The 23,838-nt window shown below is 61.9% G+C and carries 21 protein-coding genes and 1 tRNA gene; 11 read left to right on the forward strand and 11 right to left on the reverse strand.

Going from position 1 to position 23,838, the window contains the following annotated elements; all coding sequences use genetic code 11:
• Positions 1-40: 40 nt before the first annotated feature.
• Entirely contained in the window at positions 41-532 is a 492-nt protein-coding gene (locus tag EKK30_RS06680; protein WP_290982143.1) for a hypothetical protein, read from the forward strand.
• An 87-nt stretch (positions 533-619) separates the two neighbouring features.
• Here the strand turns inward: EKK30_RS06680 and mepA are convergent, their stop codons facing one another.
• Positions 620-2,101, reverse strand: coding sequence for a penicillin-insensitive murein endopeptidase (mepA, locus tag EKK30_RS06685; RefSeq protein WP_366927323.1), 1,482 nt, complete (start codon positions 2,099-2,101; stop codon positions 620-622).
• 179 nt (positions 2,102-2,280) lie between these two features.
• On the opposite strand from mepA, the gene EKK30_RS06690 reads away from it, so the two are divergent.
• Both EKK30_RS06690 and EKK30_RS06695 read left to right on the forward strand, forming a co-directional pair.
• Positions 2,281-2,976 carry an alpha/beta family hydrolase gene (locus tag EKK30_RS06690; RefSeq protein ID WP_290982146.1) on the forward strand — a complete coding sequence of 232 codons (696 nt, stop codon included), beginning with the start codon at positions 2,281-2,283 and terminating at the stop codon, positions 2,974-2,976.
• Between the two features lie 75 nt (positions 2,977-3,051).
• Positions 3,052-4,704, forward strand: coding sequence for a lysine--tRNA ligase (locus tag EKK30_RS06695; protein WP_290982149.1), 1,653 nt, complete (start codon positions 3,052-3,054; stop codon positions 4,702-4,704).
• 18 nt (positions 4,705-4,722) lie between these two features.
• Here EKK30_RS06695 and EKK30_RS06700 read toward each other — a convergent pair whose 3' ends face one another.
• Entirely contained in the window at positions 4,723-6,534 is a 1,812-nt protein-coding gene (locus EKK30_RS06700) for a DUF262 domain-containing HNH endonuclease family protein (protein ID WP_290982152.1), read from the reverse strand.
• A gap of 156 nt (positions 6,535-6,690) precedes the next feature.
• On the opposite strand from EKK30_RS06700, the gene EKK30_RS06705 reads away from it, so the two are divergent.
• The 4 genes from EKK30_RS06705 (at position 6,691) to pdeM (ending at position 11,540) form a co-directional block, all read left to right on the forward strand.
• A complete protein-coding gene (locus EKK30_RS06705) occupies positions 6,691-7,047 on the forward strand; it encodes a DUF952 domain-containing protein (RefSeq protein WP_290982155.1) in 357 nt (118 codons plus the stop codon).
• Entirely contained in the window at positions 7,032-8,129 is a 1,098-nt protein-coding gene (locus tag EKK30_RS06710) for a quinone-dependent dihydroorotate dehydrogenase (RefSeq protein WP_290982157.1), read from the forward strand. Before EKK30_RS06705 ends, EKK30_RS06710 begins: the two co-directional genes overlap by 16 nt.
• Positions 8,130-8,331: 202 nt before the next feature.
• The gene (locus EKK30_RS06715) at positions 8,332-10,821 is read left to right on the forward strand and encodes a ligase-associated DNA damage response DEXH box helicase (RefSeq protein ID WP_290982520.1); all 2,490 of its coding nucleotides are present in this window, start codon (positions 8,332-8,334) and stop codon (positions 10,819-10,821) included.
• A complete protein-coding gene (pdeM, locus tag EKK30_RS06720; RefSeq protein WP_290982160.1) occupies positions 10,818-11,540 on the forward strand; it encodes a ligase-associated DNA damage response endonuclease PdeM in 723 nt (240 codons plus the stop codon). The genes EKK30_RS06715 and pdeM overlap by 4 nt, the downstream gene beginning before the upstream one ends.
• Positions 11,541-11,543: 3 nt before the next feature.
• Here pdeM and EKK30_RS06725 read toward each other — a convergent pair whose 3' ends face one another.
• The 3 genes from EKK30_RS06725 to EKK30_RS06735 form a co-directional block, all read right to left on the reverse strand.
• A complete protein-coding gene (locus EKK30_RS06725; RefSeq protein ID WP_290982163.1) occupies positions 11,544-12,341 on the reverse strand; it encodes a TIGR02186 family protein in 798 nt (265 codons plus the stop codon).
• Positions 12,338-13,264: a sulfite exporter TauE/SafE family protein gene (locus EKK30_RS06730; RefSeq protein WP_290982166.1), complete on the reverse strand. Its 927-nt coding sequence runs from the start codon at positions 13,262-13,264 to the stop codon at positions 12,338-12,340. Before EKK30_RS06730 ends, EKK30_RS06725 begins: the two co-directional genes overlap by 4 nt.
• A gap of 115 nt (positions 13,265-13,379) precedes the next feature.
• Positions 13,380-16,040, reverse strand: coding sequence for a tetratricopeptide repeat protein (locus EKK30_RS06735; RefSeq protein WP_290982169.1), 2,661 nt, complete (start codon positions 16,038-16,040; stop codon positions 13,380-13,382).
• 347 nt (positions 16,041-16,387) lie between these two features.
• Here EKK30_RS06735 and EKK30_RS06740 point away from each other — a divergent pair, with 347 nt between their 5' ends.
• Entirely contained in the window at positions 16,388-16,936 is a 549-nt protein-coding gene (locus EKK30_RS06740; RefSeq protein WP_290982171.1) for a hypothetical protein, read from the forward strand.
• On the opposite strand, the gene pip is transcribed toward EKK30_RS06740, so the two are convergent.
• From pip to EKK30_RS06755, 3 genes are read right to left on the reverse strand one after another with little or no spacing between them, the layout of a single operon-like run.
• Positions 16,933-17,892 (reverse strand): prolyl aminopeptidase, encoded by a 960-nt coding sequence (gene pip, locus EKK30_RS06745; protein WP_290982174.1) that lies wholly within the window; start codon positions 17,890-17,892, stop codon positions 16,933-16,935. The genes EKK30_RS06740 and pip overlap by 4 nt on opposite strands.
• A gap of 60 nt (positions 17,893-17,952) precedes the next feature.
• Positions 17,953-19,797, reverse strand: coding sequence for a sodium:solute symporter (locus tag EKK30_RS06750; RefSeq protein ID WP_290982177.1), 1,845 nt, complete (start codon positions 19,795-19,797; stop codon positions 17,953-17,955).
• 7 nt (positions 19,798-19,804) lie between these two features.
• Positions 19,805-20,065, reverse strand: a complete 261-nt coding sequence (locus EKK30_RS06755) for a DUF4212 domain-containing protein (RefSeq protein WP_290982180.1) — start codon at positions 20,063-20,065, stop codon at positions 19,805-19,807.
• 232 nt (positions 20,066-20,297) lie between these two features.
• Between EKK30_RS06755 and mscL the strand changes: the two genes are divergently transcribed.
• Positions 20,298-20,684 (forward strand): large-conductance mechanosensitive channel protein MscL, encoded by a 387-nt coding sequence (gene mscL / locus EKK30_RS06760; protein WP_290982183.1) that lies wholly within the window; start codon positions 20,298-20,300, stop codon positions 20,682-20,684.
• A gap of 92 nt (positions 20,685-20,776) precedes the next feature.
• Here the strand turns inward: mscL and EKK30_RS06765 are convergent, their stop codons facing one another.
• Positions 20,777-21,076, reverse strand: a complete 300-nt coding sequence (locus EKK30_RS06765; protein WP_290982187.1) for a hypothetical protein — start codon at positions 21,074-21,076, stop codon at positions 20,777-20,779.
• A 218-nt stretch (positions 21,077-21,294) separates the two neighbouring features.
• Here EKK30_RS06765 and EKK30_RS06770 point away from each other — a divergent pair.
• A tRNA-Gly gene (locus EKK30_RS06770) sits at positions 21,295-21,368 on the forward strand.
• A 77-nt stretch (positions 21,369-21,445) separates the two neighbouring features.
• Here EKK30_RS06770 and EKK30_RS06775 read toward each other — a convergent pair.
• A complete protein-coding gene (locus tag EKK30_RS06775) occupies positions 21,446-21,616 on the reverse strand; it encodes a hypothetical protein (protein WP_290982191.1) in 171 nt (56 codons plus the stop codon).
• A 130-nt stretch (positions 21,617-21,746) separates the two neighbouring features.
• Positions 21,747-22,679: a LysR family transcriptional regulator gene (locus EKK30_RS06780; RefSeq protein ID WP_290982194.1), complete on the reverse strand. Its 933-nt coding sequence runs from the start codon at positions 22,677-22,679 to the stop codon at positions 21,747-21,749.
• 131 nt (positions 22,680-22,810) lie between these two features.
• Here EKK30_RS06780 and EKK30_RS06785 point away from each other — a divergent pair, with 131 nt between their 5' ends.
• Positions 22,811-23,836: an ABC transporter substrate-binding protein gene (locus EKK30_RS06785; RefSeq protein ID WP_290982197.1), complete on the forward strand. Its 1,026-nt coding sequence runs from the start codon at positions 22,811-22,813 to the stop codon at positions 23,834-23,836.
• Positions 23,837-23,838 lie beyond the last annotated feature (2 nt).

Here is a 23,838-nt window from a genome sequence, read left to right on the forward strand (position 1 = left end):
CCTCAAAAAGGTCCATGGACCAATCGGACGAGCGCCGTTCATGACCAGTTCCACGCTGCTCAAGGTGTTTGCCGCCCTGGCGGTTTTGTCCGCAACAGCCTACTTTTGGCTATGGTACGAGATGGGCGAGGCTCCCCACGGGATGCTGCTGCAGGTTTCTGCCGGTTCCCTGTTGATCGCCCTGGTCGCGAGTCTCGTGAACCCCGACACCCGGCCCCGGCTGATGCTGCGGTTTCTCGCCGCGCTCTTTGCGCTGTTTACGCTCATATCGTTCGCCGCCGACGTTTCCCGCCCGCGCTCGGATGGCGAGGGCGCGATATCGTTGCTGCAACACCTGCAGAACCTGGCGCCAGCCTTTCTCTCCGCGCTCGAGCATACCGTCTCCCACCAGATCTCGCCGATCCTCTGGGACCCGGTGCTGACCACGTTTCTGTCGTTGCCGGCGACAATGATCTTTCTGCTGATCGCGGTCGGCTGTGGCTTCATGGGCCGGCCGCGTCGTCGCGTCCGGATTTTCGCCAACGACTATTGATCGCTCCCGATTTTCGCTCCCCGCATGGGCGAAAGCAGCGCGAATTGCAACGCTGCGCACGATCCTAGAACCGAGCGGCGGCCACCGTCATTTCGGATCGGCAGTCGCCGACTTGTGCAGGTGCGGCCGCAGAGCGGGGCTCCTGGCGAGTTGCGCCCCCGTTCCCTTTGCGGCCGTAGCCGTGGAAGCTTTGGCAAGCGCCAGATTGACCGCCGCAGCCTTGGCGAGCGCCTTCTTCACCTGCGCTGTGGTCATCAGCGCTTCAGGCGGAATTTTCACTGCGTCCGGTCCAGCCGCCAGCACCGCCTGACACTCCTTCGGCAGCTCCGCCAGCATCAACGGCGGACGTGGAGCTTTCGGCGGACCCGAAGGCTGCGGAATGGGTGCCGGCGTTGTCTTCGCAGGAATGACCTTCGCAAGCCACGCGTCCACTTCCTTGCCGCAACCATCATCTCCCGTTGGCGGCGGCTGCGGCGAACACACAGTCATGCCAGCCGGGCATTTGATGCGCATGTGAAAGTGATAGTAGTGGCCGTACCAGGGCCGCACCTTGCCGAGCCACGCATGGTCCGTGCCCGCCGCCTTGCAAAGCGCTTTCTTGATCGCCGGATGCACGAAGATCCGCTCGACCTCGGGATAGGACGCGGCGCGCTTGATGAGCGCGACCTGCTTCGCCGTGAAAACTTTCGGATCGACCGCCAGCGAAGTGCTGTCGAGCATGGACGTGGCTTCCAGCGTCTCGCGCTCTTTGCGGCTCAAGCGATTCTTCGGCATCGGCGTCAGCCAGATGTCGGCATCGAGTCCGATCTGGTGGCTCGCATGCCCGGTGATCATCGGCCCGCCGCGCGGCTGCGCGATATCGCCGACGAGGAGACCGGGCCAACCATCGAGCTTCTGCGCATCGTTCGCGAACTTCTCGACAAGCGAGATAAGCTGCGGATGCCCCCAGTTGCGGTTGCGGGACAGGCGCATTTCCTGCCACGCCGGTCCATCAATCGGCAGCGGCACCGCGCCTGCGAGGCAGCCGCGCGAATAGCTGCCGATAGCGCGCGCTTCCATCGGTGCCGGCTTCTTGGCTTCTCCGAACAGGTTCTTCGCGCCGATGAACTTCGGCCAAACCGGCGCCTTGGCCGGAGCCATTCCCGGAATAGGTTCGACTTTGATCTCGACCGCTCGAGCAGATGACGCCGACTCGGCAGGTGCCGCGGAGGCGGCCGAATCGGATGAAACCGACCCGGTCGTTGTGTCGGCAGGCGCCGCCGCTGGCGTATCCGTAGGCGGCGTCGGACCTTCCGGATCCTCGGCCGATTGCGCGCTGTTGTCGGTCCGCGTCAGAGCGTGTGGCTGCGGCACGAAATCGGGAAGCGGCGCAACCTTGGCTGGCTCCGGGCGAGCGGGATCGGGAGACGAGGGAACATCGACGGCGTTTTCGCTTTTTGCCGGCTCGGCGACGGCGACCGAGAACGCGGTCAGAAAGGCAAGCGGCGCATCGGGGCGCTGGAATAGGACGCCGCCCCCCGCCGCCAATAAACAGGCGGCCGTGAGCGCCAAAACCTTCACGGCTCTCATGCTTCGTCCCCGTTTCAATTCACGAATTCCCATCTTAGCCTATTCTCAGGCGAAATTCAGACGAGAGGTGCAATTCCAGGCTGCGGTGTTGCCAACTGTCACAGCCCGGCCGCCGCGATTCCCGTATCGTTTGCACTTTCCGCAATGTATCAGCCCGCACCAATCCAATTGTGACCACCATGACTCCTGTTCAAAACCGGTCCGGCCCTAAACCGGCCCCGCCCTCGACCTTCATGATCGAGCGCGGACCGTCAGATACCGTCACGAGATTGATTTTAGCTCACGGCGCGGGAGCGGGGATAAGTTCTTCGTTTTTTGATGCGATAACCGCTCTTCTTGCCGAGCGGCAGATCGCGCTCACGCTTTTCGAGTTCGCTTATATGGCCGGCCGCCGCACGGGCGGGTCGAAGCGCCCGCCGCCCCGCGCCGAAGCCCTCGTTGATGAATATCGCGCCGCCGTCGCCGAAGTTGCGAAGGCTCATCCCGATCAAACGCTGGTGATCGGCGGGAAGTCGCTCGGGGGTAGGGTCGCGAGCCTTGTGGCCGATTCGCTTTTCTCCGAAGGCGCGATCGCGGGCCTCGTGTGCCTGGGCTACCCGTTTCATCCACCCGGAAGACCTGAGCAGCTCAGAACCGAGCACCTCTTCAAACTTCGTTGCCCGACCCTCATCGTCCAAGGCGAACGTGACCCATTTGGCAATCGCGCCGAAGTCGAAGCGCTTAAGCTATCGCGCAAAATAGCCTTCGCGTGGATGGACGATGGCGACCATGATTTCGGCCCGCGCGGTCGATCCGGTTTCACGCGCAAAGCCAATCTCGCGGCCGCTGCCGACGCCGTTGCGGCATTTGTCGCGAAGCGGTCTGAGGCGCGTTGACGCTGCCCGCCCGGCCACCTACGGTGCGCGCCTTCTGTCCCCTGCAATCTCCGGCAAAACCATAACAGCAAACCGATGACCGCACTCGTTTACACGCCTCAGCAGTCCGCCGCCGCTACCGACTCCAAGGCCTGGCCGTTCGAAGAAGCGCGCCGCCTGATCAAGCGGCTCGAAAGCCTGCCCGATGGCGCGACGAAAACCGTCCTGTTCGAGACGGGTTACGGTCCTTCGGGATTGCCGCACATCGGCACGTTCGGTGAAGTCGCGCGCACGACGATGGTGCGCCACGCCTTCGAAACGCTGACGGAAGGCAAGCGCAAGACGCGCCTTCTCTGCTTCTCCGACGACATGGACGGAATGCGAAAGATTCCGGAGAACGTGCCGGATCGCAAGGCGCTCGAACCCTATCTGCAGATGCCGCTCACTTCGGTGCCCAATCCGTTCGGAGGCGACTTCAAGAGCTTCGGCGACCACAACAACGCCATGCTCCGCCGGTTTCTCGATACCTTCGGCTTCGAATACGAGTTCGCGAGCGCCACCGAGTACTACAAGGCTGGCCGCTTCGATGAGATGCTGTTGCGCGCCACCGAGCGCTACGACGCCATCATGAACGTCATGCTGCCGACGCTCGGCGCCGAGCGCCAGGCGACGTACAGCCCGTTCCTGCCGATCTCGCCGAAGAGCGGCCGTGTGCTCTATGTTCCGATGAAAGAGGTCAATCCGAAGGACGGCACGATCACGTTCGCGGACGAAGATGGCCGCGACGTCACGCTCCCCGTCACCGGAGGCCGCGTGAAGCTGCAATGGAAGCCGGACTTCGGCATGCGGTGGGTCGCGCTTGGCGTCGACTTCGAGATGTTCGGCAAGGATCATCAGACGAATGCGCCGGTGTACGACAAAATCTGCGAGATCCTCGGCGGCGTGCCGCCTCAGCATTACGTCTACGAACTCTTCCTCGACGACAAGGGCGAGAAGATTTCGAAGTCGCGCGGCAACGGCCTCACGATCGACGAGTGGCTGACGTACGCCTCGCCCGAAAGCCTCGCGCTTTTCATGTTCCAGAAGCCGCGCACCGCCAAGCGTCTCTATTTCGATGTCATTCCGCGCGCCGTCGATGAGTACTTGCAGTTCCTGTCGTCATTTCCGAAGCAGGAGGCCAAGCAGCAGATCGACAACCCCGTCTGGCACATCCACGCTGGCGAGCCGCCGAAGCCAGAAATTCCGGTGACATTCGGATTGCTGCTGAACCTCGTCTCCGTTTCGCATGCTCACACCAAGGACGTGCTCTGGGGCTTCCTGCGCCGCTACGCTCCGGGTGCTGAACCGGACAACGCGCCCATCCTCGATAAGCTCGCGGGCTACGCCATCCGCTATTACGAGGACTTCGTAAAGCCGACGAAGAAGTTCCGCGCGCCGGACGAGGTTGAGATCGAAGCGCTGAAGAACCTCGACAAGGCACTCGCTGCCCTGCCTGCCGGCTCCGATGGAGATACGATCCAGAACACTTTGCTCGATGTCGGCCGCGCCATTCCGCGTTATCAGGATTTGACAAAGACGAGCCCGAGCGGCGGTCCTGGCGTGAAGCTCGATTGGTTCCAGGCAATCTACGAGATTCTGCTGGGACAAGAACGCGGGCCACGCCTCGGCACGTTCGTTGCGCTCTATGGCATCCAGGAGACGCGCGGATTGATCGCCAAAGCACTTGCCGGTGAACTTGCGGCTGCCTGAGGACGCGTTCGACGTGTCCTAAGCGAGACGCCGCATCGGCTCCTCAGGTTCTTCTACGGGTTTCACCGCGCCGCGCGCGCCTTGCCTCGGCGCGAGAAGATCGATGCGCCAGAGCTTTTCGACGAGTTGCAGGAGACGCATTTCCCGTGCCTCGATCTGGGCCTTGCGCCACTCGGACTCGCCCAGAACATCCCGTGTGATCGCGAGCACAGGCGCCTTGGCGGAACCCTTCGCGTAGATGGCTTTCTTTTCGTCCCACGTCGCATTGCGGGCGCGATCGTTCTCCTGCTGCGTGATCAGCACGAGATTGCCGAGGCTTTCGACCAGCTGCGAACGCTCCTCGGTGCTGGCGAAGACCTGCCGCCAGGGGCTCGTGGCCGACGGTCGCTGAGGAAGCACATGCTCGATCGTGTAGAGATCAGGATCGACCGCATCCATCCCACTCTCGAGTTCATCGCCGAGCCTCAGCAACAGCAGCTTGCACACTTTCGGATTTCGCTTGTGGAAATCCTTGAGGTGGAAAGCGATGCCGCGAACTTCCTCCCGCGACAACTGCAAGATCGGATGCGACTCGTCGATGGGCTCGTCATTTCGCATCGCCTTGATTAGTTCGGAGAAGCGGCGCACGCGCTTTCCGGACCCGGCGCAGAGCAGCCGCGTCAGCATCGCAAGCCGTTCAATTTCGCGAAGCAACAGTGCCGAGCGGCCTGGATCGCGCTTCCAGTCCTTCAGCGCCATCATCGCCGCCGGCGCCCAGTCCCCTTCCGGCAGCCGGTTCAGATAAATGAGCGTCCGCTGCATGTCGGGGGCGAGCACGTTGGCGCCGTTGCTGCGAACCAGCACGTACGCCTTGGCCAACGGCAAGAAGACGTCGCGAAAAAATGCCTCCGAGCCACCGCAGTCGCGAATAACCTGACGAACGCCGGAAACAATCTGCAACCGCCCGTGGCCATAGATCGTTCGTACGTGTCCGAAGAACGCTTCGAAGCCTTCGCCAAGCGCCAGCGCCATCTCATCCCATACGTCGGCCGCCCATTTGCCGTTGCCCGTCGCCATGCGAGAGAGGATGTCCGACTTCAGGATGTCGTTGCGCTGCAGTTTCTTTCCGCGCTCGTTCAAGACGACGAACATCTGGTGCGACCGGTCGATGTCGCTGCCAACGATCACCACGACATAGCAGCAGTCGGCGACGAAGTCGGCGAGCGTCCGGCGCGCGGTGTTCGTCATCTCCGACAACACCGCAGTGAAGCGGTCGCGCACTTCAAGAAGCGTCGCTTCCGCCACCGACGGCAGCGCAAGATAAGCGGGCTGCACCGAACTGCCGGGCAGCAGAATATTGTCTTCGAAAACCGCCCGTTCGCGCGTCGACAAATGCATGCGGAACCGCTCGGTTCGGAAAAATCGCGTGCCGAGTTGCGCGACGAGCATGCTGGAAACGCGTTTGCCGACAGGCTTCTTCGCGTCGCTTTCGAGATCGCGCAGCACCGCGAGCAAGGTCATAAGAGTGACTATACGCTGCTGACCGTCGATCACGCCGAACTCGCGCGGCGTCATCTTCGCCGAGAGCCTCACCGTCTCCGCGCCCGGTGCATCCATGAGCACGACTGCGCCGAGAAAGTAGGTCTGCTCGCTTTCGCTGCTGCCGCCCACGCCCGCAGCTTCCATCAAGTCGTCAAGCAATTGCTCGGCCTGCTCGCGCCCCCACGAGTACGGCCGCTGGAACAACGGAATGTTCAACAGATAAGGTCCGGAGAACAGCTCTGCGATGCTAAGAGATGCCGTCGGATACACGGGTACCTGAACCTTTATGACTGCGTTCGGCCCAATCATCTTGAGCCATCTGCGACGTAAGTAAGAACGAAGCTATGCAAGATGGGTTGCAAGAGCGGACTGCCGTGATAGCAACGGCAATGCGTCCGCGCCACACCTCATCGGCGGATGCGGCTTAATGATACTTGCTTGCGGCAAACGACACAGCTCAATTCGATGCAAGAAAAAACTGTATTCAAAATCGCCACCGTAGAAGAATGGTCCAAATCGACCATGAGCGGAACATTTGAAGGGTCGCCGGATGATCGCCGTGATGGGTTCATCCATCTGTCGGCCAAGCATCAGCTGCAGGGAACATTAGAAAAGCATTTCAAAGGCAAAGGCGATCTCGTTCTCATCGCATTCGAGGCTGCCAAGCTAGGCCCCGCCCTCAAATGGGAACAATCCCGCGGAGGTGAGCTGTTCCCCCACCTCTACGCAAGTATAACAGTTTCGGATGCGCTATGGCAGCGGCAATTGCCGAGCGATGAAACCGGTGTTGCAGAAATCAACGAGGAATGGTTCGCGTGCTAAAAAATTTCTATCGGCTGGCGCGCCCTGCACTCTTCGCGTTGAGCCCTGAAGAAGCGCACGAAGCTTCGCTGAAGGCATTGGAATGCGGCATCTATCCGCGCGAACTCACCACCGACGATCGTATCCTGTCGCAATCCGTCTTCGGACTTGAATTCAAAAATCCTCTCGGCATCGCAGCAGGCTACGACAAGGACGCGCGCGTGCCGGACGCCATCCTCGGCATGGGCTGTGGCTTTGCCGAAATCGGTACGATCACGCCCAAGCCGCAAAGCGGTAATCCCAAGCCGCGCGTGTTCCGGCTCCTCGAAGACGACGCCTTGATCAATCGGTTGGGCTTCAACAACGGCGGTCACGAAGCCGCGCTACGACGGCTCGAAGCGCGACAGGAACGCGGCGGGATCGTCGGCGTCAACATCGGTGCCAACAAAGACAGTGTCGATCGCGGAGAAGATTACGTCTTGGGTCTGATACGTTTCAACCCGGTCGCGAGCTACTTCACGGTCAACATTTCATCCCCGAACACGCCGGGACTGCGCGATCTTCAGGCACCCGAAGCGCTTGACGAACTTCTGACCAGGATCATGTCCGCGCGAAGGCGGCTCGTCAGCGACGGCGCGCCGCGCCGACCAATCATCGTCAAGATCGCGCCCGACATCGCGGAAGCTGACATCGCGCCGATCATCGAACGCCTCAGCGCCCATGCGGTGGATGGCATCGCAGTTTCCAACACCACACTGACACGCAACGGTGTGAAATCGACGTTCGCCAAAGAGGCCGGCGGGCTATCAGGCAAACCACTGTTTGCCAGATCGACGGCCATGCTTGCGCGCATCTACCGGGCGACCGACGGCAAGATACCGCTCATTGGCATTGGCGGCATCGGCAGCGGTAAACAGGCGCTGGAAAAAATCGAGGCCGGCGCCACATTGTTGCAGCTCTATACCGGTCTTGTATACGAGGGCCCGGGCCTCATCGGTGAAATCAAATCCCATCTCGCCGACGCGCTGAGAAGCGCTGGCCAGTCTAGCCTCGCGGCCGTTCGTGGGCGTCACGCCGATTACTGGGCGAAGCAACCGCTCTAAAGGTATAAGCCGACGCTCGGATGGCGCTGTCGCCACCGAACGAAACGAAGTTTGGGACGTGCCGCGTAAAGCCACCGACAAGCCGCCGCAAAAGCTTCGCCAGACCAAAGCCAGGGCGAAAGAGAAACCGCGCAACGCTGCCCTCGTCGCGCCAACGCCGGAGAAGAAATCCCGCACTTCGAAAGCCGTTCCTGCCTCTCAACTGCCGCCTGAGATCGCCGCATGGTTCGCGCGTCGCGGATGGACCCCACGCCCGCATCAGTTGGCGCTGCTGGAAGCATCGCGCCAACGCCAGTCGACGCTGCTCATCGCCCCGACCGGCGCGGGTAAGACGCTAGCCGGATTTCTTCCAAGCCTCATCTCGATCCATGAGGGCAAGCGCAAGAAAACGGGTGCGGGCCTCTACACACTCTACGTCTCGCCGCTGAAAGCGCTTGCGGCCGACGTTGAACGCAACCTCACGCACCCGATCGACGAGATGGGCCTTAAGGTGCGAACCGAAACCCGCACGGGCGATACGTCCGTCGCGCGCCGCCAACGCCAACGCGTAAAGCCGCCGCACATTTTGCTGACGACGCCCGAGCAGGTCGCGCTGCTGTTGAGCCATCCTGATGCGGGCTATCTTTTCGCCGATCTCGACACGATCATCCTCGACGAACTTCACGCCCTTGCGGCGTCGAAGCGTGGCGATCTCCTGGCGCTGGATATCGCGCGACTGCGCAAGCTCGCACCGACCGTCATGACGATCGGGCTTTCGGCCACCGTCGCTCACCCCAGCGAATTGCGCGGCTACCTCGTCCCGCAAACCGAACCCGAGACGACGACCCATCTCGCAAACGTCGTCACCGTTAAAGGCGGCGCCAAACCCAACATCAAAATCCTGGAAGCAGAGAACGAAATTCCGTGGACGGGGCACACGGCGCGCTACGCCATGCACGAAGTCTACGATGCGATCCGCGCACACAAGCTCTCGCTCGTGTTCGTCAACACGCGCATGCAGGCGGAATTCGCGTTCCAGGAACTTTGGCGCATCAACGACGACAGTCTTCCGATCGGCCTCCATCACGGTTCGCTCGACGCAGCCCAGCGCAAGAAAGTCGAAGCCGCCATGGCTGCCGGCCGCTTGCGCGCGGTCGTCGCCACCTCAACGCTCGATCTCGGCATCGACTGGGGCGACGTTGATCTCGTCATCCATCTCGGCGCTCCCAAGGGCGCGAGCCGATTGCTTCAGCGCATCGGCCGTGCCAACCACCGCCTCGACGAACCCTCCGAAGCTCTCCTCGTGCCCGGCAATCGTTTCGAGGTTCTCGAATGCCGTGCAGCGCAACAGGCCGCGGAAGCGGGAGACCAGGACGCGCAGCTCTCGCGCAGCGGCGCGCTCGACGTTCTCGCCCAGCACGTGCTCGGCATGGCGTGCGAGGCCCCCTTCGATCCAGACGCGCTTTTCGATGAAGTTCGTTCCGCGCTTCCCTATGCGGGCCTGACGCGAAATCAGTTCGACCGCACGGTCGACTTCGTCTCCACCGGCGGCTACGCGCTGAGATCATACGAACGGTTCGCCAAGCTTCGCGCCGACGAGGATGGCAGGCTCCGCGTCGCCAACCCGCGGATCGCTCAACAGTATCGCCTGAACCTCGGCACGATTGTCGATGCGCCTCACTTGAAGGTCCGTCTGATTTCCTATCGCGGCGCCAAGAGCGGTGCGCACGCGGGTGGACGCGTGTTGGGCGAGGTCGAAGAATACTTTGCCGAGCAGCTGACGCCCGGCGATACCTTCGTATTCTCCGGGCAGATTCTTCGCTTCGAGGGCATCCGCGACACAGAAGTTTTCGTCACCCGCTCGAATTCCCAAGATCCGACCGTGCCAAGTTACGACGGCGGCAAGTTTCCTCTATCAACGCATTTGGCGCGGCGCGTCCGCGACATGCTTGCGGATCCCAAGGTTTGGTCCGGGCTTCCGAATCCAGTCGCCAACTGGCTTGAGCTGCAGACGGAGCGTTCCGTCATGCCCGCTCCGGACGAAGTGCTGATCGAAACGTTCCCGCGCGGCAACCGCCACTTTCTCGTCGCCTATCCGTTCGAAGGCCGCCTGGCCCACCAGACACTCGGGATGCTGTTGACGCGCCGTCTCGATCGGATCGGCGCCCACCCCATTGGCTTCGTCGCCAACGACTACGCGCTCGCGGTCTGGACTCATGGCGACATCTCTTCACTCATTCAGAACGGCCGCCTGTCGCTCGCCCAACTCTTCGACGAGGACATGCTGGGAGACGATCTCGACGCCTGGTTGGCCGAAAGCGCCCTGATGAAACGAACGTTTCGTCTCGCCGCCGTCATCGCCGGTTTGATCGAGCGTCGCCATCCCGGTAAAGTGAAATCCGGCCGCCAGGTGACGATCTCGACGGACCTGATCTACGACGTGCTCCGCCGCCATGACCCGCATCACCTTCTGCTCGAAGCCGCCTGGGCCGACGCCGCCACGGGGATGCTCGATATCAAGCGTCTCGGCGCGTTTCTCGCTCGCATAAAAGACCGAATCAGGCACCAAATTCTCGACCGGGTTTCGCCGCTCGCCGTGCCGGTGCTGTTGGAGATCGGGGTGGAGCTGGTCTACGGTCGGGATCGTGATGCAGTCTTGCGCGCGGCAGCGGACGAGTTGATACGTGAAGCGACGGGGGACGAGCAGCAATGAACATGCTGAAGCCGGAACGCATCGGCCTTGAGGATTTTGCCGATCAGCCCGTCAACATCTGCGGCAAGGCTTTCATCGCTCACAAATTCGGCGCGCTTTACTGGCCGAGCGAGCGGGCGCTCCTCGTCTCTGATCTCCATCTCGAAAAGGGATCGGCATTCGCTTCGCGCGGTCAGATGCTTCCCCCGTACGACACCCGCGACACCTTGCGGAAGCTCGCGATCCTGATCGATCGCTATCAGCCCGAAACGGTCATCTCGCTCGGCGACAGCCTGCACGATTCCGCCGGCGCGGCACGGATGGATCCCGTCGACATCGAAAGCCTTCATATCCTGCAGGAAGATCGCGACTGGATCTGGATCACGGGCAATCATGATCCCAAGATCGATCGCGCCCTCGCGGGCTACGTCATGGAAGAAGTCGTCATCGGCGGCATCACCTTGCGGCACGAACCAAAGACCGGCGCCGCAACGCATGAGATCGCCGGCCACTATCACCCCGCCGCGCGCCTCGTATTCCACGGCACCTCGCTCCGTCGCCCGTGCTTCGTCGGCAATCGGCTGCGCCTCGTCATGCCGGCGTTCGGCGCCTATGCCGGCGGCCTCAACATTCTCGACACTGCCTTCGAGCCCCTGTTCGGCAGCGACGGCCTCGACGTCTGGATGCTCGGCCACGAAGGGCTTTATCCCGTCGCGCCGCGTCTCCTGCGCGACGATTGACGTTCACGCCGGCCTACGGAAGGCGAACGCGGCAGTAAGTCCGAACCCTGCTGCCATCAGAACGGTGAAGACGCCATAGAGCAACGGACGCGTCATCGCCGTCTCGTGAATATACCGCTCGATCCCCTCCCGCTGCAGCATCACGCGGCTATCGTATTGGCCGAGCAGCTTTCCGTCCTTGAACAGAAACACGTGCGCCGTCAGCGGCGCGACCGGCACGTTGGGAGGCAGTGCGATCGTCGCGCGAAACAGACTGCGCCCGACGAACGACACGCCGAAATCCGATTGAACGTAAACGTGCTCATCCTTTTTCAGACCGATGAGCGCTTGCCGGAAAGCCTGCATCTCGGCGGGATCGGTTGCATCGGTCCGGCTTTGCGACGTCCGCACCATACGCACGTGGTCGAAGCCTATGCCATGCGCGTCGAGCACCGCGCGGTCGGCGATCTCGTCGACTGGCCGCGTCGAAGCGATCGCATAGTAGCTTGGCACCGACGCAAAGCGCATCGATTGGGTATTGACCCAAATGCCGCCAACGCGCGATTTCATGCGCACCGTAACGGGCGCCGAAATCCCCTCGACGACCACGATGATGTCGTAGGTTCCGGCTTCCGGCGTCGGCTGCGTGCTATTGCTCACCGCTCCGAACACCAGAATTTCGGTCCCGGTAAAGCTCGACGTGATTGCGACCTGCCGCGTCGACGCATCCGCTTCGATGCTCTCGTTCGGCACATCAGCGAGGGCCGGGACGCTCAACGCCATCAACATCGATAAGCTCAGGCGGAGGAGCGGCCTCATCATGATGCTCCCGTCGCAGTCGCCAGCGAAAAGACATTCGCGGGCGGCAAGACAAGATCGATCGCCATGCGCGCAGCGACAAGCAGGATCAAGCCGCCGAGCAGAATCCGGAGATGCTCGCCGCGAAGTTTCTCTCCGACCGCGGTCCCGAACTGCGCCCCGACGACTCCGCCCACGATGAGAATGAGAGCGAGAACGATATCGACCGTCTTGTTCTCTACCGCATGCAGCACCGTCGCCAGCGCCGCGACGAACACGATCTGGAATAGCGACGTGCCGATCACGAGCCCGGTCGGCATCCGCAGGAGATAGATCATCGCCGGTATCAAGACGAAGCCGCCACCGATGCCCATGATTGCCGACATGCAGCCGATGAACATCCCGATGATCAGCGGCGGCACGATGCTGATGTATAGCTTCGAGCGAGGGAACCGCATCTTGAGCGGCAAGCCTTCCATCCAGCTATGCTGCCCGGATCGACGCGTAGCGTGGCCGCCGGTTGCCCGAACGTGCCGCGCAGCGTTGACGCCTTCCACCAGAATGAGCGTGCCGACCACGCCGAGAAACACCACGTACATCAGGGAGACGGTGAGATCGAAGTAGCCGAGGTTGCGCAAAAGCTTGACCGCAGCCACGCCCACGTACGTTCCCGTGAGCCCCCCGGCGAGCAAAACGATGCCCATCTTGATGTCGACATTGCCGCGCCGGTAGTGCGTGATCGCACCCGACACCGAAGACGCAACGACATGCGATGAGCTGGTCGCCACCGCAACCGCCGACGGCACGCCAAGGAATGTCAGGAGCGGCATCAGCAGGAAACCGCCGCCAACGCCGAAAAGCCCGGACAAAAACCCGATGCTCAAGCCGAGTGCCACGTAAACGACAATCGACACCGACATCTCGGCGATCGGCAGATAAAGGGTCATTCTCGCGTCCGAGGCGGCGGGCAGGTCATGGGCGGGAAGTTACTACGAGCCATTTCACCTGCAGGGGACACCAATCGCAGCCTTGTCGCAACCCTACTTCGCGATGTAGGCGTGCCTAGCCGCTTACCCCATTTTTGGGGTTTTTCTTCCAGAGTTCGCCCGCGACGACCGCGTCGTTGACCGCCCTGTCGGTTGGAACGAGACGCCAGTTCGAAATCATCGCCTCAGTCTCGGCAATGTCCTGCGCGGAGAGCTTGCCACGCAGGATGTCACGACGCCGGATAGCATCCGCGTCCCCCCCGCGCGCCGCAAGCGACAGCCACATGAACGCCTGCTTCACGTCACGATCGACGCCAAGACCGTTCTCATAGAGGATCGCGAGATTGAACTGGCTGTCCGGAAGACCGCGCTTGGCAGCCTCGCTGAACCAATGCGCTGCCGAAGCGTAGTCCGGCGAGCGATCCGTCTGGTTGGCGCTCAGCACCGCCAAGTTGTGCATCGACTTGATGTTGCCCTGAGCTGCTGCGCGCTCATAGAGCGCTGCCGCCTGCTCGCGGTCCGGCTTCAAGCCAAGACCACGCTCGTACAATGTCGCGAGCCGGTACTGCGCTTGCGCGAAGCCCTGATCTGCCGATCGCTGATACCATTTGGCGGCGTCCTTGAAGCTCTGCTTCACGCCATGACCTTCGGCAAAGCGCGCGCCGACTTCGAACTGCGCTGAGGCATCGCCGTTTGCGGCTGCCAGTCGAAGCGACAGCGGCCCGACCGTCGCAGCCGGCATGTCGAGAGGCGCGGAACGGCTGAGACCCGCTTCGGGCTGCTCTCCAGCGCCTTCCTGTTGCTTTGGCGCCGTGCCTTCCGTCTCAGCTTCGGATGGGACCATCGAAGCCGGAAGCGAAGCCGTCTCCTGCGGGCGTCCCGCGGCGCTACCCAGCTGGCCGGACATCGCGGCCATCGCCTGATGCCGCCGCGCTTGCTCGAGTTCGGCCTGCGTCACGGGTTGATCGAGATCGACCGCCACTCCGGTCATCGGCAATGCCGTCCTTGGCTCCGGTGCAGCATCGTCGTTGGCCGCCGTCTTTTCGCCGTCCGTGGTTCTTACCGGCGCAATGTCGCCGCGCGGGCCACCCGCATCGGGAGCTGCAGTTTTCCCGTCACCGCCTGGAGAATCCGGCGGCGACGATCTCACAGCATCCGACGCGCCGCCCAAGGAACCTTTGCTGCTCGACACCGAACCCGGCGTCATGAGCAGTTCGGCGCTGCGCTTGCCGCCAAAACCAAAGGTGTACCAAAGCGCGGCGAGCGCCAGGAGCACGAGAGCTGCAACGATCATCAGGCGCGGTGACGGCGCCGAGGGGCCGAAAGAGTTTTTCGACGTTCCCGATGCCGGACGGATGGGCCGGCTGGGGACCGGTGGCGCGGTCGATGGTCCGGAGATGAACTCATCGCCTTCCTTGGCGAGACGCGCCTTGGCCCGGCGAATGTCGGCAACGTAGTCCTGCCGCATCTTCTCGCTGCGCTGCGTCAAGTCTTGCGCCAGCGTATCTGACCCGAAAGAAGTCGAAATCGGTGGCGGCGAGACTGGATTGCCGGGCGAAGAGTAGTTCGTGTTGCCAAAATCATGCGCGAACGGCGGAGGGTTCGCCGCCCCGCCGTAAGACTGTTCACTGGGATACATCGACCTTGGCGCGTCGCCGAAGCCCGCGTGTCCCATGTCCAAATCCGACATGAGCGGCGACGGCGAAAGATCAACCGCATCGATGCGATCGAGAAGGCGAACCATCGCCTGCTGCATGGTGTCGAGGATTGCCGCGGTGTGTTCTCCACCTTGGCGGTGCTCCATCATCAACTGCTCAATGAGCGGACGGAGTTCGTCCGCGGCAGCGCTCCTGTCGTCCCCACGTTGGCGCGAGAACCGCTGCGCCGTTTCGTCGGCGACGGCGCGCGCGATCGCATCGATGTCTGGCGAATTTGTATTCTGGACCGATGCCGCCTGCATGTCCGCTAGTGTTTTTGAAACGGTCGCAAGCTGCGCCTCCAGCGTGTTGAGGCGATCGAGCTGGTCATTCGTCTTTTCGAGATGATGTACCACCGCTTCCATATGCGCCTCGATCTGGCGCACGGCGGCAAGATCGTCGTGGGTCGCGACGCCCGCAAAAACTTTCGTGAACTGCCGCTCGAACTGGTCGATGCGCTGACCGAGCACCGAAATCTCGGTTTCGGGTCTGACGTGCGCGAGGGAATGCTCGATGCCTCGTGCGATCTCGGCGAACCGGCTTTCCAGCCACGCTTCATCGATCGCCGGAGTGCTTTCGCCGTCGTTGCCCGGCGCGGGGCGGTAGACACCTGCGAGGGCATCGGCCGATTGCCGGTCCCACGGCTCGTAGAGGTCCTCGGCGGCGGCCGAACCGTGCGAATGCACGCGAGGTCCGCGCGCGACCGGATCGCTGCCGTAGGCTTGCGGCGCGGCTGCGTCACCAAAATCATCGTTGCTGGCGTCCGCCAACCGATGCGCGAGCGCTCCGATCCCCGCTTCGATCTGAGCAAACGCGGGAGCGAATTGGGAAGGCACGCGCGGACGCATGAAATCGGCTTCGCGGCTGATCCCGGAAATTCGATCCTGCATCTCATTGAGTGCGGCCGTGTGGCGGCGGTCGGCGTCCTCGAGCTGCGCCGCAATCGTGTCGAGCATGGATTTGAGTTCGTCACGCCCGTCGCCGGCCGAGGGTTGTTGACCCTCACCGCGATAGTCGGCGCTCATTCCAGAATTCGACATCTTCCCCTCGAGACGGCGACTTGCTGAGGGTCCGGAGGAACGCACGTTGGGCGGCCGGGACATCGCAAGGGGTCCGTACCGCGCAAGGCAATGCGATCATGGCGGACGCGGCACAAATCAGCTCAAGAGGAACAATCGGGGCGGGCGAGTAAACGGCGGGTTAAAACACGTGCCAAATTCTTAAAAATTTCGCTTTCTCAGTGTCTTATTCGAATTAAACTCCGCTTTCTTGCTTCGCCCCGGGTAACGATCGCAACGGCATGATTCGATTTCGCTGCCGCATCGGCACCCCTGCCACACTTCACCGCTAAGGCCTGGCGTACCGCGCCATCCCTGGAGGACATCCAATGCGCCCCACTGCCAAGCGATCCGCATTCTTCGGTCTCCTCAGCCTTCCTGTGCTGGCCACGGTTGCGGTTGCAGATCCCGCGAACGACGGCGGCCGTTTTACGATGTCTCCGGTCGAAGGCGGTTTCCTTCGCCTCGATAAGCAGACGGGCGCAGTCGCGATGTGCGCGAAATCCGCGAGCCAGTGGGCCTGCAAGCCCGTCGATGACCAGACGGCAGACGGCTCGCTCAGGCGGTCCGGTATCGAGGTGGAAAACCGCGCGCTAAGGGACCGCGTGAAAGAGTTGGAAGATCAGCTCGCATCGCGACCGCCCGGACCGCCGCACCTCGACGGACCACCGGGCGATGGTCCGGCAGGCTCTCAGCTTCCGTCGGAGGAAGAAGTCGACCAGGCGCTGGATTACATGTCGCGCGTCTACAAGAAAATTCGCGATCACATCCGCGAACTGGACAAACCCATTCCGCCGAACGAACCGCCTGTGCCGCCGCCGGGAGCGCAACCAGGACCGCCGCCGCCACCACCACCCGCACCAAAGGGTTCGCTTTAGGCGCTCGCGAACTTTCGCGTTGCGCGGATGAGCTCGTGCACGATGCCGGGCTCGGTCATCGCATGGCCGGCGTCGGCGACAATACGCAGGTCCGCCGGCCAGACCTTGCTCAGCATCACGGCGTTCTTTACCGGCGTCACGACGTCGTAGCGGCCGTGAACGATGACGCCAGGAATATCTTTCAACCGTTGCGCCTCGAGAAGAAGCTCGCCATCGCGGCGGAAAAAGCCGCCATTGACGAAATAGTGGCTTTCGATCCGCGCGAACGCCAGGGCGTACGTGTCGGCACCAAAGCGCGCGACCCGATCCGCCTCGGGAAGCAGTGAGAGCGTCGTGCCCTCCCAGATGCTCCAAGCCCGAGCTGCATTGAGCCGCAGACTGAGATCGCTCGCTGTGAGACGCCGATAGTAGGCGCCGATCATGTCGTCGCGCTCGGCCGGCGGAATGATGCGCTGGAACTCGGCGAATGCTTCCGGAAACAACCAGCTGCAGCCCTCCTGGTAGAACCAGCGAAGCTCGGCCTGCGTTAGCAGGAAAATGCCCCGCAGCACCATTGCGCTGACGCGTTCGGGGAAAGCTTCGGCGTAAGCGAGCGCCAACGTCGATCCCCATGAGCCTCCGAAAACCTGCCAGCGGTTGATGCCCAGCTCGGTACGGATGCGCTCGATGTCGGCAACGAGGTCGTGCGTCGTATTGTTCTCAAGCGACGCGTTCGGAGTTGACCGGCCGCAACCGCGCTGATCGAACAGAACGATGCGGTAGCGCTCGGGATCATGAAATCGGCGCATGGTCGGATTGCAGCCGCCCCCAGGCCCACCATGCAGAATGACGACCGGCGCTCCGTTCGGATTTCCGCACTCCTCGACGTAGAGCGTGTGTCCGCCGCCCACGGGAAGCCGGTACTCGCGGAACGGCGTAAGGGGCGGATAAAGATCGAGGCGATCACGGATGGTCATGGGAGTGCTCTTTATAGCGCCCCGGCCAAACGAGCAATCACGGCACGAAGTAACACCGGTCTATTGGCCCGAGTTGCGGGCCTGCTTCCTGAGCTGCAGCCGCTGCATCTCGCGGTCATAAATGATCTCGCCTCCCGGAACCCGGATATCTCGGATCACCTCAAGGCCGCGTCGACTGGCTTCAGGCCGCATCAGGCTGGTCATGATCGCAAGCGCAAGCGACAGCGGCAGCCCCAGAATGCCCGCGATCGGACTGGGCGTCGACAGCGTTCCCATCTCGCCCATGAGAATGGCGAACGAGGCCGCGACGAAGCCGGACAGCACGCCGACGGTCGCGCCCCCGACGGTCAGCCTCTTCCACCATATCGAGAGCACCATAATGGGGAAAAGACTCGCGCCGGTGATCGACAATGCCCAAAGGACGAGCCGCAACGGATCCGATGGCGCGACGATCGACAACACCGCTCCAGCGAACGCAACGACGATGATGAAGCCCCGCACGACCCAGATCCGACTCTGTCCCGACGGCGGTTCCCAGGACATGCCCTGCACCACATCCTCGCCGAGGACCGCCGCTAGGGAAACCGTCGTTGCACTCGCGGTGACGAGCGCGGCCGCAACAGCTCCTGCCATGAGCAGATAGGAAAACGCCGACGGCAATCCGATCGCCAGTGGCAACGCGAAGAGCACACCGTCGCGATCGAACTTCAAGCCGGCAAAGCCAAGGTTCGTCGCGGCCGGATCAAAGGAAACGATGTTGGCCGACGCCGCGCGCGCCAGCCACTGCGGCAAGGGTCCGAGCCGCTCGCTCATGACGGCATCAAGCGTGAAGTCACGCATGAACACGGCAACGGACGATATCGTGAGCAGAGCCAGACCCGAAAACACCGTGGCCCAACCGAGCGATTTGCGTGCTTCATATACGCCCGGCGTCGCCGCCACGCGCGGGAGCAGCCATGGCGATGCGCAGATCCCGGTGGCGATCGCGAACGTCCCGATGATGAAGGCCAGCGGCCCGATGGCGCCGAACGGTTGGGTATAGGGCTTCGTCAATACGGCGAACCCCTCGCCCGGTAACTGGAACGCCATCGGCCAGACATTGACGAGCTGTAGTCCCTCGTTGACCTCGTTGCGGACGAGACCTCGAACCATTGGGCCATTGGCGAGCTGCGGCACCGGCAGGCTCGTGACCATGACGCTCACCGTCGTCGCGACGGCCAGCAGCGCCATGAACAGTGCGATCGATTGCGCGACGCCCGACCAAGTGAACGAGCGCTTGCCACCGGCTGCCGTCGACACCGCGATGGTCAGCGCTAGGAGGAGAATGAGGTTGTCGGCGCTGCCGCCGACGAGGCGCTGCGCGACAGCCCCTCCAATGCGAAGCTCGGCGGACAGGACGAGCAGCATCGGCACGGCTGCAACTGCGGCCGTCACCACGCGAAGACCCTGGCTTTCAAAACGCCGGCCAAGGTAGCTTGGCACCGTGAACGCGCCGAACTTGCGGTAGAACGGCGCCAAGGCGATCGCCATCATGACGAAGCCGGTAAGCGTCCCGATCAGCAGGATCAGCGCGTCGAACCCGGAGAAGAAGAATGCGCCCGTCCCGGCGACGACAAACGTCCCGCCGAGCGAACAGGCGCCGAGCAAGCCTCCGGTGTAAGCCGCAGGCACGCGCCGTCCGGCCGCGAAGAAGCCTAGGATCTCGTTCGTCCCTACGCTCAATCCGATCGCGGCATAGATGATGATGGGGCCTGCGAGAAAGAACACCCGCAGCAGCTCTTCATTGAATTTCAGCTGCTCGAAAATGAGGATGAGGAGAAAGAGCGCCGTGTAGAGAGCCGCGAAGATGCTGAAATACGTGCCGAGGCGCGGATTGATCATCCTTGCCCGTGCGCCTACCGCCATGCTCGCCTCACATATCCTCGTGCGCGCCGTGCCAGTGGTCTATGGCATTCTGACGATTGACGTAACTCGCGACCGTTACCAATGCGATGACGAAGAACCCGTGGGCTGCAAGGAAATACCCAAGTGGGAAGCCCAGGAACCTATTGGAGTTCAACTGCTCGGCATAGAGCGGCAAAACGATGACAAGGGCCAGGAACGGCACGATGCTGGCAATGACCTGCCATTTCGTATGACGCCAGTATGGCTTGCGTTCCTTGCGTTCGATCATCGTCCCACCCCGTAAATGCTCGGCCAAAACAAAATGCGCCCGTAGCGGCCTTATTATGCCCGCCGCCCTGGACGTTTGTCCAATGGCAGCCGCGGCCCACCGGAAAGACGGCGTTGTCGGACCCGGTTTCATCCCCTAAAATTTTTGCAGCGGGGAATCGGGGCTGAGCTCAACGAGCTTGGGGGCATCCGCGGACAGGCACGCCAACGCATCATTTCGAAAGGCATTCTTCATGGGCATAATCGACGACTTCAAGGAATTCGCCGTCCGCGGCAACGTCATCGATCTCGCCGTCGGCGTGATCATGGGCGCGGCGTTTGCTCCGATCGTGTCGTCTCTGGTCGACAACGTCGTTATGCCGCCGATCGGTTACATGCTGGCCGGTATCGATTTTTCGAGCCTTGCAGTCAACATCCCGACGCCGACCAACCCGGTATCGATCAAGTACGGCATCTTCCTGAACGCGATTATCAAGTTTCTCATCACGGCTTTTGCCATTTTCCTGCTCGTCAAGGCGGTCAACACGATGAAGCGGCCGAAGGCGGCTGCTGCCCCGCCCCTCACGCGCTCGGAAGAATATCTGAAGGAAATCCGCGACCTGCTCGCCCAAAAAACTTAAAGTCGCGAGAGACCCAAACTTGCGGCCGAGGCGTCCGTTGGCCGGACGTGCTCGGCCCGAAATCGCCTCGCCGGGCGCACCCAGGAGGCGCGTTACTGCTTCCCGGTCATCATCACCTGCTGATCGACCCATCCACTAACGCTGAGACTGACGGCAGCGGGCTTTTTCTGATCGAGACTCGAGCGCGTCGCCTCGAGTTCGTCGACGCGCGCGTTGAGATCCGAGGTCGATGAGCCGTCAGCCGCGCCGGAGGTGGCGGCTTGATCAATCTGCTGGTTCAACTTCGATGAAAGCGAAGACTTTGTCGACGAATCTTCGGCCTTCGCGGAGCCCGTAAGGATCCAACCAGCCACAACCGCGGCGATCCAAAGTGTTGTAGCGGCGATTCTCAACTGCGCCTCCCCCGAAGCGATGCGGTCGTGTCATTTGAATATGACAGCACCATACCAGGGACACGCAAAGATGGCGATACGGCGGAAACCTGTCCTGCCATCCAGCCTAGGCTCGAGGCGAACACTTTGCCCTGCCGGGGGGAGTACAGGGCACTCCCACGCTATGGGCGGACAAGCTTGCGGTCACCCGTGAAAAGTGCCAAATCCATCGACGGCCGGCGGGCGTAGTTCAATGGTAGAACGGCAGCTTCCCAAGCTGCATACGAGGGTTCGATTCCCTTCGCCCGCTCCAAACGGCGCGTCGCCGATAAAAAAAGGAGAGGACATCGTCCCCTCCTCATAAGTAGCAGTGACCGATCCGATCGAAATCTAAGCGGCTATCTTCTCGCGCATGCTGGCCTTCGCATTCTGCTCCCGAGCCGGGGCCGTTCGCTGACCGTTCCAGCTCTTCCAGCTCATCGCGTTGTACCCGAGCGCGCACGCGAACACTGCGAAAGCCGCCAGGCAGAGCATCAGATAGTAAGATTCAATCGCCGTCATTGCTGCCTCCTCCCAAGATGAGGAGGCAAAGCTAAATCCGCTGGCCCCTTGGAAATTGACGCTCGTCAATCTCACCGGAGCAGCCGCCCGCAATCATCTGCGCCAGATCAGAAACAGCATGCTCGCCCGCTCAGACCGCTTTTCCGGCCGGACCCACCTTGCGCGTTTGGTTTGCGTGCTGACTGAGGAACCGCACGAAGCTGCGGACAAGCTGACGGTCGCCATCGCTTTTGCGATAAGCCGCAAAATGGCTCGACACGAATTGATAGGTCTGCGGTCTGATCTCGCGCATTGCACCTTGCTTCGACCAGCTCTCGCCGATGTGGCGCGGCAGGAAACCGATGAAGGTCCCCGATAGAATCAGCATGACTTGCGCCTCCATCTGCACGACGTGTCCGGACGCCCGCGGATGATCGGCGCGATAGAGGTCGTCGAACTGCCGATAGCCGCGCACCGAGAACAGCGCCTTCTCGATGGCATCCTTGGTGATCGCTGAAGTCGGCGCATCGAACAACGAATGGCCCTTACCGCAGTAGAGCCCGTGCGGCTCCCTATGCAGCGAAACATAGGTGACACCCGGCGCCTTTTGCGAAAACGGCCCGATCACCACATCGCGGCGGCCGTCGGCTATCGCCTGCTCCAGGTACTGAGGCGTGCCAAGCTCCAGATCGATGAAAACGTTGGCCGCGTTCTCCATGAAGCGGCCGACGACGTGCTGGAGCCCGAGCGCCGAATTGGTGACGATACCGTCGACGATCCCGATGCGCAGCCGCCCGACGAGCTGGCCGTTGTACTGGCCGACCCGCTCCTCGAATGAATTGATTTCAGCAAAGAGCTTCTGCGCCGCGATGTATGTCGCTTCGCCGAAGGGGGTGAGGCGAAATCCCCGCCGCCCGCGAACGCACAGCTGCGCCCCAAGCCTGCGCTCAAGCGCCGCAAGGTGCGTGCTCAGCGTGGGTTGGGAGAGGTTGAGGGCGATCTGCGCATCGGCAAAGCTCCGCGCCTCCACCAGCGTCATAAACACCCGTAACAGGCGGATATCGATGTTGTCGAGCCGGCGCATCTACGTGCCTCGCACAAAGGAGCATCAGAATACATCGGCAGTTTTCAATGTATCATTCCAATAATCAATATTTTCATGGATGTTATTTTGCCCAACTCTCTCATCTGGAGTTGTGTCGTTAGCGAGGGGTTATGACCATGCATTCAGGAACAGGTTTCCGCCGGCTCGCCGGTGTCGGTCTCGCTTTAGTCGTATGGGCGGGGGCGTCGCTCTCGGCGCGAGCGGACGAAAAGATCCGCATTCTCTGTCCGACGTGGAGCGGTTACGCGCCGGTATTCGTGGCCCAGGACCTCGGCTACTTCAAAGCCCTGGGCATCGACGTCGAAATCAAGTTCGAGGACGAACGCGCCAACGTCATGGCCGCGATGGATCGCAAGGACATCGAGGTCGACATGCGTACCGTCGGCGAATACCAGGGCAAGCCGCGTGACGCCAAGACGCCGGGGATTATCATCGGCACGATTGACGAATCCCTGGGCGGCGACGGGGTCATCGCGCCCGGAGACATTACCTCGGTCGAGCAGCTGAAAGGCAAGACCGTCGCTTCCGAGCCCAACATTCCAGGCCGGCTTCTCCTCCAGATGGCGCTGAAGAAAAAAGGCCTGACGTTATCCGACCTCGACGTCAAGCAGATCGCGACGGCCGACACGGTGGCGGTGTTCGCCGACCCTTCGATCTCCGCGGTCGTGTCCTATCAGCCGAACCTTTCCCAAGCCCTCGACAAGATCAAGCAGCGCAACCCGCACGTACTCCTGTCGTCGGCGCAATATCCCGGCATCATTGTCGACGTCATCATCGCGCGTCAGGATGATCTCAAGGCCAACCCTGAGAAGTACAAGAAATTCCTGATCGGCATCTTCAAGGCGATCGATTACTTCAAGACGAATAAGGCAGACTTCATCAAGCTCTCGGCGCCTCACTTCAACCTGACGCCGGAAGAGTTCGGCGCTTCGATCGAAGGCAGCCTAGAGTACACGGGCTACAAGCAGACCTCCGGATATTTCGGCAAGGCCGGCGCGCCTGGTTCGCTCTACAAAGTCTTCGACGAGGTGATGCAGTTGAACCTCGAGAATGGCGCTGCGGACCATAACCTCAAGTCGGCAGAGCAGATCGACAATGGGGTCGTATCGTCTATCACTGAAGCCGACCTCAAATAGCA

The sequence above is a fragment of the Hyphomicrobium sp. genome (assembly GCF_003987855.1).
Lineage (GTDB): Bacteria > Pseudomonadota > Alphaproteobacteria > Rhizobiales > Hyphomicrobiaceae > Hyphomicrobium_B.